This window comes from Desulfosarcina sp. (assembly GCF_055467485.1).
On sequence record NZ_JBUOIV010000006.1, the window covers coordinates 119,549 to 135,553 of the forward strand.

General features: G+C 60.7%; 13 protein-coding genes. 9 read left to right on the forward strand and 4 right to left on the reverse strand.

Going from position 1 to position 16,005, the window contains the following annotated elements; all coding sequences use genetic code 11:
- Positions 1 to 14: 14 nt before the first annotated feature.
- The gene (locus ACZCED_RS05055; protein WP_464860353.1) at positions 15 to 1,160 is read left to right on the forward strand and encodes a methyl-accepting chemotaxis protein; all 1,146 of its coding nucleotides are present in this window, start codon (positions 15 to 17) and stop codon (positions 1,158 to 1,160) included.
- Between the two features lie 540 nt (positions 1,161 to 1,700).
- Entirely contained in the window at positions 1,701 to 3,077 is a 1,377-nt protein-coding gene (locus ACZCED_RS05060; protein WP_464860340.1) for a dihydrolipoyl dehydrogenase family protein, read from the forward strand.
- Between the two features lie 73 nt (positions 3,078 to 3,150).
- Here ACZCED_RS05060 and ACZCED_RS05065 read toward each other — a convergent pair whose 3' ends face one another.
- The 3 genes from ACZCED_RS05065 to ACZCED_RS05075 all read right to left on the reverse strand — a co-directional run bounded on the left by ACZCED_RS05065 (position 3,151) and on the right by ACZCED_RS05075 (position 5,639).
- Positions 3,151 to 3,534, reverse strand: coding sequence for a response regulator (locus ACZCED_RS05065; protein ID WP_464860341.1), 384 nt, complete (start codon positions 3,532 to 3,534; stop codon positions 3,151 to 3,153).
- 117 nt (positions 3,535 to 3,651) lie between these two features.
- The gene (locus tag ACZCED_RS05070) at positions 3,652 to 5,337 is read right to left on the reverse strand and encodes an ABC1 kinase family protein (RefSeq protein WP_464860342.1); all 1,686 of its coding nucleotides are present in this window, start codon (positions 5,335 to 5,337) and stop codon (positions 3,652 to 3,654) included.
- Between the two features lie 56 nt (positions 5,338 to 5,393).
- Positions 5,394 to 5,639: a hypothetical protein gene (locus ACZCED_RS05075; protein WP_462970605.1), complete on the reverse strand. Its 246-nt coding sequence runs from the start codon at positions 5,637 to 5,639 to the stop codon at positions 5,394 to 5,396.
- 499 nt (positions 5,640 to 6,138) lie between these two features.
- Here ACZCED_RS05075 and ACZCED_RS05080 point away from each other — a divergent pair, with 499 nt between their 5' ends.
- Together ACZCED_RS05080 and ACZCED_RS05085 are read left to right on the forward strand one after the other, a co-directional pair.
- Complete coding sequence (locus ACZCED_RS05080) at positions 6,139 to 7,032, forward strand: DMT family transporter (protein WP_464860343.1); 894 nt, start codon at positions 6,139 to 6,141, stop codon at positions 7,030 to 7,032.
- Positions 7,033 to 7,095: 63 nt separating this feature from the next.
- Positions 7,096 to 7,362, forward strand: a complete 267-nt coding sequence (locus ACZCED_RS05085) for a hypothetical protein (RefSeq protein WP_462970607.1) — start codon at positions 7,096 to 7,098, stop codon at positions 7,360 to 7,362.
- A 77-nt stretch (positions 7,363 to 7,439) separates the two neighbouring features.
- Here ACZCED_RS05085 and ACZCED_RS05090 read toward each other — a convergent pair whose 3' ends face one another.
- Positions 7,440 to 8,654: a MalY/PatB family protein gene (locus ACZCED_RS05090; protein WP_462970608.1), complete on the reverse strand. Its 1,215-nt coding sequence runs from the start codon at positions 8,652 to 8,654 to the stop codon at positions 7,440 to 7,442.
- A 339-nt stretch (positions 8,655 to 8,993) separates the two neighbouring features.
- On the opposite strand from ACZCED_RS05090, the gene ACZCED_RS05095 reads away from it, so the two are divergent.
- The 5 genes from ACZCED_RS05095 to ACZCED_RS05115 all read left to right on the forward strand — a co-directional run bounded on the left by ACZCED_RS05095 (position 8,994) and on the right by ACZCED_RS05115 (position 15,984).
- On the forward strand, positions 8,994 to 10,865 hold the full coding sequence (locus ACZCED_RS05095; RefSeq protein WP_462970609.1) for a GNAT family N-acetyltransferase: 1,872 nt from the start codon (positions 8,994 to 8,996) through the stop codon (positions 10,863 to 10,865).
- A 19-nt stretch (positions 10,866 to 10,884) separates the two neighbouring features.
- The gene (locus ACZCED_RS05100) at positions 10,885 to 11,622 is read left to right on the forward strand and encodes a rhomboid family intramembrane serine protease (RefSeq protein ID WP_462970610.1); all 738 of its coding nucleotides are present in this window, start codon (positions 10,885 to 10,887) and stop codon (positions 11,620 to 11,622) included.
- A 105-nt stretch (positions 11,623 to 11,727) separates the two neighbouring features.
- The gene (locus ACZCED_RS05105) at positions 11,728 to 12,750 is read left to right on the forward strand and encodes a DUF6599 family protein (protein ID WP_464860344.1); all 1,023 of its coding nucleotides are present in this window, start codon (positions 11,728 to 11,730) and stop codon (positions 12,748 to 12,750) included.
- A gap of 130 nt (positions 12,751 to 12,880) precedes the next feature.
- Complete coding sequence (locus ACZCED_RS05110; RefSeq protein ID WP_462970612.1) at positions 12,881 to 13,876, forward strand: DUF362 domain-containing protein; 996 nt, start codon at positions 12,881 to 12,883, stop codon at positions 13,874 to 13,876.
- Between the two features lie 170 nt (positions 13,877 to 14,046).
- Entirely contained in the window at positions 14,047 to 15,984 is a 1,938-nt protein-coding gene (locus ACZCED_RS05115) for a 4Fe-4S binding protein (protein ID WP_464860345.1), read from the forward strand.
- The last annotated feature ends 21 nt before the right edge of the window (positions 15,985 to 16,005 follow it).

Genomic DNA, 16,005 nt, shown 5'->3' on the forward strand with positions numbered 1-16,005 from the left:
GCGTATCGGCCCCCATGGATGAAATCTTTGCCCCGGCGCGCGGCCTGCGGAACGAGCTGATCGGCATTACGGCTGTGGTATTGGTGCTGCTCAGCGCTGGGATCTGGTTTCTGATCCAGAAACTGGTGGTGGCACCGGTTCGCCGGGTGTCTGCCGGGCTCAACGATATTGTCAACGGTGAAGGCGACCTGACCCGCCGGATAGAGGTCTCCGGCAACGATGAAATCACCGAACTGGCGACCCGCTTCAACGCGTTTGTGGAGCAGCGGCGGGGCATCATCCGTGACATCGGCAGTCAGGCCGTCAGCCTGACCCATGGCGCCGATGAAATGTCCGCCACGGCGGATCAGATGTCCAGCGGCTCCACCGAAACCCAGGAAAAGGCGCGGCGGGTGTCCGTGGCCGCCACCGAAATGAGCGTCAACATGGACACGATTTCGGCGACCACCCAGGAGGCCGCAACCGCCATCAACATGCTGGCCACCTCCGCGGAGGAGATGTCCGCCACGGTGTCCGAGATCGCCCAAAACACCGGGAAGGCCAGCAGCGTATCCACGGATGCCGTCAACAAGGTCGCCGTGACCTCCCGCAAGGTGAACGAACTGGGCACATCCGCGCTGGAGATCAGCAAAGTTACCGAAGTGATCACTGAAATTTCGGAACAGACCAACCTCCTGGCGCTCAACGCCACCATCGAGGCGGCACGTGCCGGGGAAGCGGGCAAGGGCTTCGCCGTGGTTGCCAACGAGATCAAAGATCTGGCCAGCCAGACCGCCAATGCCACCCAGGAGATCAAATCCAAGATCGACGGCATCCAAACCTCCACCAGGAGCACCGTGGCGGAAATCAGCGAGATCGCCGGGGTGATCGACACGGTAAACGACCTGGTGGGTTCAATCGCCGCCGCCGTGGAAGAGCAGGCCGCAACCACCCGGTCGATTGCCGAAAATGTGACCCAATCCGATTCAGGCCTTCAGGAGGTCACCCGCAACATCGCCCAGAGTTCGGCGGTTTCCACCAGCATTGCCGAAGCGATCAAGGCGGTTGACCATTCGTCAACCCAGATGTCCGCCAACAGCAGCCACATTCAGCAGAACGCGGCCAGCCTGGCCGGCCTGGCCAAGCAGCTCAACACGCTGGTGGCGCGTTTCAAGGTCTGAGAACCACCTCACACATGCACGTGAACGCCGGTTGGTGGTTAACCGGCCGGTGTTTCTATACCTAACTTTTACTGGAGGCGGAAACAAGGCCTCGCAAGGTTCCAACCCTGCGGGTATTGAGTTTACCCCCTCGACACGGGATCTTGAACATAATTGCCATTGTTTCTGGCAATCCGTCGAAAGAACGTATTTCAAGCCCCTTTTCTGCCCACCGGCACGAGAGGGCCGCCACCAAAAGGCCGACTGAATCGAATGATGACGACAGGCATGCTTCATTTTTCAGGTGTGGATCGGCTGTCTATCCGGCAGTAATGGGTGCCGGCGCGGTCACGCCAAGCCTTGCCCGTCATCCCGCACCGCGTTTCAGTCGGTCCGCCCCGCATGGCGGCAGTCGCAGACGTTTCCATTCGCAAAAGCGGACGTTACCGCGCAGCGATCCGAAAAAAAACCTTTCAACCTGTATGCCCGATGATTATCATCAAAGGATTGAATCGACACCGTGCTCAAAAAGGCAATGCCGGTTAAAAGATGGAGGTGAACATGCCCAGGCAATATGACGCGTTGGTCATCGGATCCGGAACCGCCGGACAAACCGCCGCCTACGAATTGAATCGCCACGGCCTGACCGTGGGAATGGTGGAGTACAGCCAGCGGCCCGGGGGAACCTGCGCGCTCAGCGGCTGCCAGGCCAAAAAATGGTTCTACGAAGGTGCCGAAACCGTGGCCCGCTCCCGCCATCTTTCCAGCATGGGAATCACCGCCGCGGCTTCGGGCGGTTGGCTCGAGTTACGTGATGCCAAAAACCGGTTTACGTCGCGGGTGCCCGACAATACGGTCAACGGACTGAAAGAAGCCGGCATCGATCTGATATGGGGGCGCGCCCGATTCACGGACCGAAACGCCATATCCGTGGATCACCAGCAGTTGTCCGCCCGCTATATCGTTCTGGCCACCGGTGCGGCTCCCATGCGGTTGCCCATAGACGGTGCGCAGCATATGCTCACCAGCAGTGAGTTTTTGGAATTGGCACGGCTTCCCCGCCGGATCATTTTCATTGGCGGGGGGTTTATCTCCTTTGAGTTCGCCCATTTTGCCGTCCGGTTGGGGCCGACGAATACCCGCTGCACGATCCTCGAGGCGGGCCCCCGCCCACTGAGGTCTTTTGACAAGGAGATGGTTGGCCTGCTGACCGACGCATCCGCCCTGGAAGGCATCGACATTCTCTGCGATGTCAATATCACCACGATCGAAAAGAGCGGAGACGCCTTCAGCGTCACGACAGAAGATGGCCGCCGCTTCGACGCCGATCTCGTGGTTCATGGCGCCGGCCGGACGCCAGACCTGTCAGGTCTTGATTTGGAAACAGCGGGGATCGATTCGACACGGCAGGGTATCACCGTCAACGAGAAAATGGAAACGACAAATACTCACGTCTATGCCGTGGGCGACTGTGCCGCAACGATCCAATTGGCCCGCGTCGCGGACGCCGAGGCGCAGGTAGCGGCGGCCGGCATAGCCAGTCGCCTGAACGGCGATCAAAACGAAGCATCCATGAACTACTTCGCCGTGCCGTCGGTGTTGTTCACCTACCCCCAGTATGGGATGGTGGGCACCACGGAAGAAGCGCTCCAGGAGGATGGCGTGACATATAAAAAAAGCGTCGGCAAAAACCTCACCTGGCCGACTTACAGGCGCGTGGGGATGAATTCGGCAGCGTTTAAATTACTGGCGGATGAAAAGGGCCAGTTGCTGGGGGCCCATGTTCTCTCGGACAACGCCGCCGGGCTGATCAACACCTGCACCCTGGCCATGCTCAATCGTATCCCCGTCGAAACACTCTACCGCCAGAGCACCATGTCTCCCTACCCGTCCAGGGAGAGTGACATCATCTACATGCTAAAGCCCCTGATCGCATGACCCGATGCGTGATGGCGGGTTCGGTCTTTACCCGGTTCGCAAAAAGCGGTGCGTCTGCCTGAACACCGGGCGTTCATCCACGCCGGACCATTTCATGGATCATATCGGCCAGACGCAAGCCAACCGCCTGCTCCTTGGGAAGAAAACCGTCCGCCCTGTCACGCAGCCCGGCCGCCTGGGCGGCCGCTGAATCACGACCGGCCAGCACCACCAGGCGAATCCCCCCGGCCGCGCCATCGATGGCGTCGATCAACCGGACGACCTGCTCCTGTGGAAACCCGATATCGAGAAAAACGACATCCACCTGCTGATTCCTCAAGGCGTCTTCCGCGCCGTCGATGGTATCGGCGCCGGTGACGTCCACCAGGGTTTCATGCGTCTGGATGGCCGCTTTCAGTTCACGGCAAAAAATCGGCGACGGGTCGACGATCATCACTTTTTTTCGGTTCAGCAGCATGGGCAGGCCCGCTTTATAAGTTTATCTCATCGGATAGGATACCGCATCGGTCCGCTTCGTGGCACGGGGTGACCAGCTTGCAGGAAAGCGGCCGTTCTCGATATCCTTCCGGGTGGTTCAGAGTTTACCCGACCGAACAATCGAAAAAACCAGCCACAGGCCCAGGAACGTGGCAATGATATAGCCGGTGAATCCCAGCAAATCGGTGACGGAAAGGGTCTGCACACCGAAAAAGTCGACCTCGAAGAGCAGCACCTTGCTGGTGGAATTGAGAATCAGGGAGGCAGCGATCAGCGAGGCGGCGGTCACCAGCCCCAGGGTGAGCCGGTTGATGCCCTTTTCGAGCTTTCTGGACGTCTCCTCGAGGCCGGTGTGGGCGATCTCGAACTTGGGTGTTTCCGTGGCCAGCCGTTTGAACAGACCGTGGGCCAGGTGAGGCATCTGGCGCAGGTAGCCGCCGAACAGCTTGGTGTCCCGGCCAACGTTCTTGAACACCTTGTGGGCTTCGTAGCCCTGTTGTAACAGCCGCTTGGCGTAGGGTCGGGTCACCTCCAGCAGGCTTGCCTCGGAGCCCAGGATCTTGCCCAGGGCTTCGGTCTGGATGAAGGTCTTGAAAAGCAGGAGCAGGTTGCGGGGCAGTCGGATGCGGTATTTGTAGACCAGCCGCATGGTCTGGTAGTAGACATCCTTGACCGAAATGGTCTTCAGCGATCGCCCGTAAAAGGGCTCGGCCATGTCCTTGAGGTCCATTCTAAAGCTGTTCAGATCCATGGTCCGGGGATCCACCAGGCCGGCGGCCTCGAAGGCCTCCATGACCATGTCGTAGTCGTGCTCGGCGAACCCCAGGAACAGGTGGGCGATCTGCATCATGGTCTCTTCGTCCAGGTAACCGACGATGCCGAAATCCACCAGGCTCACCCGGCCGTCGTGCATGACGAGGGTGTTGCCCGGGTGAGGATCGGCGTGGAAGATGCCGGCAGCCATGAGCTGACGTGAAAAGGACCGCAGGCCGATCATGGCCACTTCCTGGGGGTCGATGCCGTGGCGCCGGATCTCGTCGACGCGGTCCATCTTGATCCCCTCGATGTGCTCCATCACCAGCACCGACTTGGCTGTGAGGTCCCAATGCACCTTGGGAATGTATATCTCATCGATGTCCTTGAAGCTGCGGGTGAAGCGCTCGATGTTGCCGGCCTCGATGAGCATGTCCAGCTCCCGGAAAATGGTGCGTTCGAACTCTTTGACCAGGTTGACCGCGCCGACGATGCGGCCCAGATCGAAGCGTCGCTCGAACCGGGCGGCGAAGTAGTACATGAGCTGGATGTCTTTGCGGATGCGCTTCTCGATTCCCGGCCGGATTACCTTGACGGCCACCTTTTCACCGGTTTTCAAGCGGGCGGTGTGCACCTGGGCCACGGATGCGGCGGCCATTGCCGTCTCGTCAATGCTTTTGAAAAGCTGATCCGGCGGTTGCCCCAGCTCGGTCTCGATCAACCGGCGGATGCCATCGAAGGGTACCGGTGGGACCTGGTCCTGCAGTTTGGAGAATTCATCGATATATTCAGGGGGAAAAAGGTCGGCACGCGTGCTCATGAGCTGGCCCAGCTTGATGAAGCTGGGTCCCAGTTCCTCTAGTGTGCGACGAATGCGCACCGGATCGGGAAGGCCGGTTTTGATCTTGCTGCCGGTCTTGCCCCTCAGCCGGTCTGTCACTTCACCCATGCCGTGTTTGATGAGCACGCGCGAGATCAGCCCGAAATGGCGAATGCCGCTGATGCGACTGCTGGAAAAGGGAAACGGCATCGGATTACCTTTTTGACATTATTTCTGGAAAAGGGTTGGCTGGCGGGGTCGAAAAATCAATCTTTTTCATCTGCCGTTTCATTCACCGGCTTCCATTTCTGGGATATTTTCTTCAGCATGTATTCCTCGGCCACGTAGCTTTCCACCAGGCCGCAGTCCACGCACACATAGTTGTCCAGGGCGGCCATGGCCGTCAGGCTGATGGGAATGGAGTTGCTGCCGAACGGCCCGCTTTTCAGGGGAAGGTCTTCGGCCGAATAAATGTTCACTGACCCGCATTTGGGACATTTGCCCTGCTTCATGGTAGTTCCTCCCTTGTCTGTCGTGGCTGGTTGTTGCGTGGATGGCTGTTCCCGGTGTTATGACGCAAACCGAAGTCGGTGTCAACGCACTTCACCGGCAGGCCGAAGCGCTTCCCCTGGCCGGTGCGCATGAGCGACAGCCGGCATGGACGCCCGGCAAGGCCGGTGAAAAAAGCCGCAGGCCGCCATGCCCCCGGGTTGCGACGAAGGATAGACGATCCAGCCGCAGGGCCGGGGTGACCCGTCATCGCCGTCCGCCTTGCAAAAGCCGGTGGGTTCCGGTACAACGGCGTAAGCCTTACCGAACATCACCTGACGACGCTCCGCATCCCGAATTGAACCCTCCCCGCGGCAAGCCGCGTGGAATGTTGTGCCTGTAACGGCAGTGCTTCGCGGCACCGTAAGGATGAAATCGATTTTTTTGGTTCGCTCGCTAACCCCGCCGCAAGCCACGGGGAATGCACTCGCTATCGCGGTTCAACGGAGACCTTCAACCCGCATGAACGCAACTCCTCAATCGACCCTTCCCGCGTTTCTCATGGTGGCCGTGGCACCCCTTTGCTGGGCAGGCAATATCGTGCTGGCCAAGGGGGTTGCCGAGTTGATTCCTCCGGTCTCCCTGGCCTTCTGGCGATGGATGGTGGCCTTTGCGCTTCTCCTGCCCCTGACCTGGCCCTATGTCAAACGCGACTGGAAAGCGGCCCTGGCCGGATGGAAGATACTGGTGCTGCTGGCCCTGTTCGGGGTCACCATCTTCAACACCCTGCTCTACACCGCCATGCACACCACGACGGCCATCAACGGTGCCCTGATCCAGACCACCATGCCGGCAGTCATCATCGTCATTTCCCTGATTCTATACGGGGAGCGGATCTCCGGGATTCAGGCCGCCGGCGTGGTGCTGTGCGTCATCGGAGCCGGAGTCGTAGTGCTCAAGGGCCGTTGGCAGGCAATGGTCGACCTGGCCCTGGCGCAGGGAGACCTGCTGATGATCGTGGCGGTGGTCCTTTATGCGCTCTACTCGGCCCTTTTGCCCAAGCGGCCGAACATGCACCCCATGAGTTTTCTGACTTACACCTTCGGTCTCGGATGCCTGGGACTGCTGCCGCTTTACCTGTGGGAAATATCGGCCGTGGGGACGTTCGCACCCACGCCCGGCGTGATCGGCAGCATCGGCTACGTGGCCCTCTTTCCATCCATCGTGGCCTATTTTTGCTGGAACCGCGGGGTGGCCGTCATCGGCGCCAACCGCACCGGCCTGTTCATCAACCTGATCCCCGCCTTTGCAGCCATACTGGCCATCATCTTCCTGGGAGAGTCTCTGAAATCCTTCCACCTGGCGGGCATGGCCCTGATCCTGGCAGGCTTTGTGATGTTCAACCGGCAGGGTTGACCGATTGGACAAGCGACCGCTATATTTCACGGTGCTGTTACGCTGGGCCAAGGCGGCAGCGCGATGACCGCTTCAAAACCACCCAACAGTCAAAAAACCCTGATCAAGGTTCTCTTCTGGTGCCTGGCGGCGCCCATGATGGCCTTGATGTTTTTCCGGCTTTTCTTTTTCTTGTTCCGGTTTGTCTACGGCACGGTGTTGATTCTATTGCTGGGCCAGCAGGCGGCGCATTCAATCCTGATCCTGTCCACCGCCACCGCGCTGGTCTTTACCGTCGGTGCAATCGGCTACGCCTACAAGCAGCTAAAAACCCATATCATCGGTCAATAGCGGCGTTGAATCGGCATGAAATGGACCGGCAGGGAACCGTGCATGGGCGCAGTCCTTGGGGCGGGCAGGACAACATTTTACGCCCCGCCTACCGCCCGCCGGATGCGCGCCAGGGCGTCTTGCAGGATCGATCGCGGGCAGGCGATGTTGATGCGCTCGAACCCGTCACCTTCGGGGCCGAAAATAAACCCTTCGTCCATAAAAATCCGCGCTTTTCCCAGCATCAATTGCTTGAGCGCCCACTTGTCCAGGCCCAGTTCCCGGCAGTCCAGCCACACCAGGTAGGTTCCTTCGGGCCGGATGACCCGGATGCCTGGGATATGCTTGTCGATGAACCCCTGAAGGTAGTTCAGGTTGCCTTCGATATACGCCATCACCTGTTCAAGCCATGGCTCGCCCTCCCGATAGGCGGTCTCGCAGGCCAGCACGCCGAATGGAGACGCCCACTTGCCCATGCCGCAGCTGTTGAGCGTCTGCTGGAAGCGGTGTCTCAATCTGTCGTTGGAGATGATGATGTTGGAGGTGTGCAGGCCGGCCAGGTTGAAGGTTTTGCTGGGGGCCGTGCAGACCACCGTGTTGCGGGCCATCTCCTGGCTGATATCGGCAAAAGGTGTGAAGGTGATCCCCTTGTAAACCAGGTCGGCATGGATCTCGTCGGCAACCACCAGCACGCCGTGCTTCAGGCAGATCTCCCCGACGCGGGTCAGCTCTTCACGGGTCCACACGCGGCCCACCGGGTTGTGGGGGCTGCACAGGACAAAGAGCGTGGCCGCCGGATCGGCCGCCTTTTTTTCGAAGTCGTCAAAATCCATTTCGTAGCGGTCCCGGTCGAGGATCAGGCTACTGGAAACAATTTCGGCGCCGTTGTTTTCAATGGCATTGAAAAAAGGATAATACACCGGACGCTGGACCAGCACTTTCTCACCCGGTCGGGTGAATGACCGCACAAGAAAATTGACCGCCGGCACCACCCCGGGGGTGGACACGATCCAGCCGGGTTCGATCTCCCAGCCATGGCGTCGTTTCATCCAGTCTACCACGGCCCGGTCGTGGTCCGCCGTCCGGATCGTGTAACCGTAGATACCGTGCCGGGCGCGCCGGACCAGGGCATCCACCACCGGCTGGGGAGCAGGAAAATCCATGTCCGCCACCCACAGGGGCAGAACCCGGTCTTCACCATAATAGTCGTTGGTGGCATGCCAGCGCGACGGGTTGTCGGGGTCCTGGATGACGCCCCATTTGGCGGACTGGGTGTCTTTGCGGTTGATCTCCCGGTCAAAATCGTATTTCATGACGATGATTTCCTTTTGTGACTGATCATTTGACGGTTAACAACTGACTGGAGGTCTCATAGCACCCGATGATTGAGACGTCGATTGTTTTCTCTAGGTTGATGGTTAGATTTAAAGGGTTAAAGGGGTCGAGGATTCGAGGGGTCAAGCAGAAAGCCCAACAGTTACACTGGCCCGAGGCCGGGTGGCTCCGGTCTTCAAGGAAAGCCTGACGTTTCGATAAAATCGCAAGGCAACCACCCCCTCAACCCCTTGAACTTTAGAATCCTCGGATCCTTTATTCACATCTGGAAACAGATAGAAATCAGCTTGCCGTTGTCCATACGCCACGGAGAAATTATGACCGCTTCATCGACCACCGATTGGCCCAAAAAGCGGGCGACGCCTGATCAGGCGCTGGAGCGCATCGAACCGGGAATGAACATTTTCCTGGGTACCGGTGCCGCTGAACCCCGCACCCTGGTCAAGCGCCTCATGGCATCCGATGCCTCGAACCTTCAGGACCTTACCCTGATCCAGATCCTCAGCTTCGGGGATGCCATCTCTCTGGAAGAGCTTCGCACCAACAAGTACCGGCTGAAAACCTTCTTCTCCGGCTGGGTGGCCAGTGAGGCCATCACGGCCGGGCGCGTAGATCTGATCCCCAGTCGCTTCTCCGCCATTCCGTGGCTGATCAAAAGCCGGCAGCTGCCCATTGATGTGGCCCTGATCCAGGTCACCCCGCCGGATGCCGACGGGCTCTGCTCGCTGGGCATCGCCGTGGATGTGGGGCGCCAGGTCATGGCCCAGGCGTCGGTGGTCATCGGGGAAATCAGCGCCGGCATTCCCCGAACCTATGGAGACACCTTCGTATCCGTGGATGATTTTGACCTGCTGGTGGAAGGCACAGAACCGGCACCGCTTTTTTCCTGCTGGCCGGTGGATGAGGTCTATGACCGCGTGGCGGCCAACGTGGCCTCGGTGATCGAAGACGGCAGCTGCCTGGGGTTCACCTTCGGCCCCCTGTTCGACGCCCTGCCCCGGCACCTGGCCGGCAAGAAAGACCTGGGCATCCACACCCCCTTTATCACCGACGCGGTCATGACCCTGGTCAAAAGCGGCGCAGTCTCCAACCGGCGCAAAAAAACCTTCCGCGGCAAATCGCTCACCTGCTACGCCATGGGCTCCCCCGAACTGATGCGCTGGCTGGACCGCAACCCCCTGGTTGAATTTCAGAGCATCGACAAGGTCTTCACCCCCATGGAAATCGGCCGCAACCCAAGATTCGTGGCGATCTTCCCGGCCCGCAAAGTGGACCTGTCCGGACGCATCGCCCTGCACGCCGGCAAGGGTCAGGTCACCTCCGGTCCGGGCCAGGCCATGGATTTTCTCAACGGCGCGGAGATATCGGAGGGCGGGTTCACCATCTTCGCCCTGCCCAGCCGCAACCTCAAGGGGGAAAACAACGTGCGCATCTCCATCGAAGAGATGCCCAACCAGTTGAACCTGCCCGACTCGGTCAACATGATCGCCACCGAATACGGCATCGCCTCCCTTTCCGGCAGGACCCTGCGGGAACGGGCCCAGGCGCTCATCGAAATCGCCCACCCCGACGACCGGCCGGAACTGGTCGAAAAGGCCAAGGCGGAAAACATCATTTACCCCGACCAGATCTTCCTGGCGGAAAGCGCCCATCTCTATCCATCGGAAATAAGCGAGTGGCACACCTTCAAGAACGACACCCGGGTTCGCTTCCGTGCCATCAAACCCTCCGACGAAGAGGAGATGCGCCGCCTGTTCTACCGGTTTTCGGACAAAGCCATCTACTACCGCTATTTCACGCCGGTCAAAACCATGCCCCACGCCAGGATGCAGGCCTACGTCAACGTGGACTACCGGGATGTGCTCTCGGTGGTGGGTCTGGTCGGGCCGCCGGGCCAGGGCCGGATCATCGCCGAAGCCCGCTTCGCCCGCCACAAGGACAAGCCTTACGTCGATGTGGCCTTCGTCGTGGACGAAGCGTACCAGGGTCTGGGCATTGCCACCTACCTGTATCGCATGCTGGCCCGCCTGGCCTGCCAGCGGGGAGCCCGGGGCATGACCGCCGACGTGCTGGCCACCAACCAGGCCATGATCAAGGTGTTCGAAAAGGGAAACTATCCGATCCGCAGCCGCTTCGAAGACGGGGCCTATGCATTGACCATTTCCTTTGATAAAGAAGGGGAAAGCTGAAAGAAAGGCATACCCGATCATGTTTTCCAACGCGCATCGACAACCCATCGGATTCGGCAGTTCACTGACACCGCTCGGCAAAAGCATGCTGATCGTCTACGCGGCGGTCTACGTCCTGGAACTGATCGGCGAACAATGGCTGGGACTGCCGATCTACCACTGGCTGGCGCTCAGCCCGCTGAAAAGCGGGAATTTTCATATCTGGCAGATGTTCACCCACCCGGTCATCCACGACCCCGGGGCGCCTATCGGGTTTCTGATCAATGGCCTGGTCTTCTATTTTTTCGCCGGCACCATCGAATCGGCCCTGGGGACCCGAGGATTTATCCGCCTGTACATCATCGCTGCCCTGGGCGGAGCGGCAGGCGGCCTTATTTTCGGCGGCCTGTCATCCTTTGGCGTTCCCTGCGCCGGCATGATGCCGAGCCTGCTGGCACTGATCATTGTCTTCGGGCTGCTGCAGCCCGAGTCCACCATCCTGCTCATGTTCGTATTGCCGGTCAAAGCCAAGTACATCAGCTACGGCACCGCCATCGTCACCGCGCTGACCTTCCTGGCCCAGACCAACGTCCACGGCGCCTACCACCTGGGCGGCATCGGCCTGGCCTGGCTCTATTTCCGGGCCCCGGTCCGATGGCTGGACACCGACTGGTGGCGCTGGAAAAGTGATGTGTACCGCCGGAAGAAACGCCGCGCCGGGTTCACCGTCATCAACGGTAAAGGCAACGGTGACGACGACAAGCCGACCATTCATTGATCCGACCATTGGCCGTCCCACAATGTTGCCGCTTAACGGTTGACAAACCAACCGGGAACATTTCTATTGATGGCTGAAGCCTGTTTTTGCATGGATGCATCCCACATGGCGGTAAAGGCAATGAAACCGGCTGCAAAAAAAAAACCGGGAAAGATGGAAACCCGCCTGTCCATGGCGGTCATGGCCGTTCTTGCCATCGTGGGCGCCGGCGTGATCCTTCGCCAGTTTCAGATCAATCCGGGGGTGGTCGCCCTCCGTCCGGAATCACACAGCCAGGCACAGCCGACGGAATCGGGTCTGCCGGCGCTGATCGACACCGCGGGATCCGGGATCGCCCCCTTTTCTCCTCCGGAGCACTTCGGACCCGACACGCTATATGAAAAGATCAACGGTCGCGCCGATCTCTACCTCTCCTCCGGGTTCGCTTCCCTGAAGACCCAGCGGTTCGGCATGGAGGACGCCGCCGGGGCCTGGGCAGAGGTATTCGTTTACGACATGGGCACGCCGGAAAACGCCTTCTCCGTTTTCAGCATGCAGCGCCGGGAAGGCGCCCGGACCGCCGCCGTCGGCCCCAATTCGTACCGCACGGAAAACGCCCTGTTCCTGGCCCACGAACCCTTCTACCTGGAAATCATCGGCGCAGACGCCTCGGAGCCCCTGCAACAGGCCATCGGTCAACTGGCCCGCGCCTTTGTGCAGGCGCACGGCGGCGCCCCGACGGCAAACGCACCCGGCAGCGGCCTTTTTCCCGAAGGCGGCCTGCAGGCCGGAAGTCTTCAGTTGGTCAGCGCCAACGCCTTCGGATACGAACAGCTGGACCGGATCTACACGGCTGAATACCTGATCGACGGTGACCGATTGACCGCCTTTGTCTCCGACCGTCAGACCGCCGAAGCGGCATCCGCGCTGGCCGATGAATACCGGCGAACGCTGGTATCCTATGGTGCCAGCACCGTAGAAGCCCCCCTGCCCGTCGAGGGCGCATCCGTCATTCGGTTTTTCGACGCCTATGAAATCATCTTCAGCAGGGGGCCCTACCTGGCCGGCGTTCACGAAGCCGGCGGCCTGGAAGCGGCCAAAACCATGGCCGGTCGGTTGGCCGCCCATTTGGAACGGTTGGGGCAATAAACCGAACCGAAATCGGGATCGGGATCGGGATCGGGATCGAAAAAAAAATTTACACCTGCTGAACAATGACAACATCCGATTGCGATACCGATAGCAATAGCGATTTCGATGAAAACCAATAGGCACCAGCATGACCGAACCACCCATCAACCGCCGCCAATTTCTCGGGCGCTGCACCCGCGCCGGCCTCTCCGTTGCCGCCGCCGGCGCGCTGGGCATCGGCTTTTACGAACCGCAGGCTCCTGATCCGGCCGATGAGGCAACCCAATCGGTGAAAATCCCCGATTTCTCCATCGCCGAAATGAGCGGAAAGATTTGCATCGCCCGCGGAACGGCCCAAGATATGGATAGAGCGGGCAGCGTCCGCCAGGCATTCGAGGCATTAGGCGGCATGAAGGCCTTCGTCAAACCAGGCGAGCGCGTTCTGCTCAAGGTCAACGCGGCCTTTGCCTCGCCGCCCGCATTGGGGGCCACTTCACACCCGGACCTGGTGGCGGCCGTGGTAAGGCTGTGCCTGGACGCCGGTGCCTCCCGGGTAATCGTGACGGACAACCCCATCAATGATCCGGCCTCCTGCTTCGCCCTCACCGGTATCGATACGGCGGCGCGCACGGCCGGTGCCGAGGTGGTGATCCCCCGCGAATCCCTGTTCCGGCGCTTCAGCCTTGCCGAAGGGCGCCTGATCCGCGACTGGCCGGTTCTGTATACCCCCCTGGCCCGGGTGGACCGCATCATCGGCATGGCCCCGGTGAAGGATCACCACCGCAGCGGGGCATCCATGACCCTGAAAAACTGGTACGGCCTGCTGGGCGGACGGCGCAATATTTTTCACCAGGACGTCCACACCATCATCCAGGAACTGGCCATGATGATCAAACCAACGGTGGTGGTGCTGGACGGCACGCAGTCCATGATGAGCAACGGACCCACCGGGGGATCGCTGTCCGACCTCAAACCCACCGGAACCCTGATCGTGAGCACCGACCCGGTGGCCGCCGATGCCGCCGGCGCTGCACTGCTGGGCCGCACGGCGGCCGATCTGCCCTTCATCGCCAAGGCCGAAGCCGCCGGCGCCGGATCGGCCGATTACCGTTCACTGGCACTGAAGGAGATCCAGACAGGCTGATAATTGAGTTTCATATAAGCAACTGCTTATCTTTCGGAAGGCTTCGTAGGAAGCCGGAAATCAAGGCTTGCGAGTCCCGAGGAGAGAGGCGTACAGGAAGTACGCCGAACTGACGAGGGATGAGCGTAACGCAGATATCGGGTTTCTTACGAAGCCGCCATGAACTTGCTATGAGAATCGTAACCGCAAGACGCACCAGCCAGATCTTCTTTTTCCTGCTCTTCCTGTGGTTCTGCGTTGTCTCCAGCCTGGGTGAAGGGTGGTGGCAGCTGCGCGGATGGCCGGTGAACTGGCTGATCCAGCTTGACCCGCTGGTGGGTCTGGGCACCCTGGTGGCAACCGGCATGCTATACGCCGGCCTGCTGTGGGGTCTTTTAACCGTGGTGTTGACCGTCGTGCTGGGCCGTTTTTTCTGCGGCTGGATCTGCCCCTTCGGGGCCCTGCACCAGGCCGTGGGCTGGCTGGCGAATTTGGGCCGCCGGGCATCGTGGAGGACCGCGGCCAACCGCCACCGTATCGGCCAGGGTGTCAAATACGCCCTGCTCGTCTTCCTGCTCGGTGCAGCGGCCGGAGACCTCGTCCGACGATTGCTGGGCGTTCCCATCCAGTCGCCCTACCTGGCCGCGGCAACTGTGATTGTATTGCTTATGCTTGGCATTGGTGCGCTTCGCTTGCGAACCATCTCCGGTGTTCGATGGGTGGCCGGTGTTGCGGCGGTGGCCATCGGCTGGACGGTCCTGAGTCTCTTCACCGACGGCTCGCGGTTGCTGGCCGCGTCCCTGCAAACCGGATTGCTGGACCCCATCCCCCTCTTTTACCGATCGGTGAACCTGACCCTGCTGCCGCTGGTGGACGGGCGGCTGGTCTCCCTCTCTGCGGCCAGCCGGCTCTACCCGGGCGCCTTCGGCATCGGTGCCGTCTTCTGGGCGGCGGTTTTTCTCAATCTGGCAATCCCGCGCTTCTACTGCCGGTTCGTCTGTCCGCTGGGGGCGCTGTTCGGCGTGCTGGGCAAAAACGCCTTGTGGCGGGTGGGCCAGAAGGCCGACGGCTGCACCGCCTGTGGTGACTGCGACCGGCACTGCGAGGGCGGATGCGAGCCGTCGGCCGCCATCCGCACCCCCGAGTGCGTATTGTGCATGAACTGCCTGGCGGACTGCCGGCACGGGGTAATGGGCTATCGCCTTGACCCATCGGCTGCGGGAGAAGTTGCCGTACCGGACATCTCCAAAAGAGAATTCGTGAGCGTCCTGGCCGCCGGGGCGGCTGCCGTTCCCCTGGCGCGGCTGGCCGGCATGACCGGAGACGCCTGGAACCCGGCCGTCATCCGCCCACCGGGGTCCCTGCCGGAAGAGGAATTCCTCCAGCGCTGCATCAAGTGCGGGCAGTGCATGCGGGTTTGCCCCACCAACGTGATTCACCCGGCCGGTCTTCAGGCTGGAATGGAAGGCATCTGGACCCCGGTGCTGAACTTTCGCATGGGCACCAGCGGCTGCCAGCACGGCTGCATCGCCTGCGGCAACCTGTGCCCCACCGCCGCCATCCGGCCGATAACCATCGACGAACGTATGGGAAAAGGCGACTTCGAATCCAGGGGCCCCATGCGCATCGGCATGGCCTTTGTCGACCGGGGACGCTGCCTGCCCTGGGCCATGGACCGCCCCTGCATCGTCTGCCAGGAAAACTGCCCGGTGAGCCCCAAGGCGATCTTCACCCGTGAGGAATACAGGCCGGTTCGCCTGGACGGTGATTTGCGCCTTCGCAGCCTGAAGGCAGACCGGTTGACATTCGACGGTCCGGCGCTGCCTTCCGACCGGTTTGCCACCGGAGACTTTTTCGTGTCCATCGACGGCAATCCCGGGATACCACCCGCCAGAATTGCCGATATCGGGCCCGGTGGTCTTACCCTCGATAGCCACTCATTCACGGCAAGTATGGCAGGATCAGACCGCGTCACCCTGCTGGTGCGGCTGCAGTTGCCCTATGTGGACCCGGCCCGGTGCATCGGCTGCGGGGTCTGTGAGCACGAATGCCCGGTCAAGGGCCGCCGGGCCATCCGGGTGACCGCGGAGAACGAGACGCGCGAACGGCGACACCGGCTGCTGCTTTAAAGGCCGGATGTCTGAAGGCAG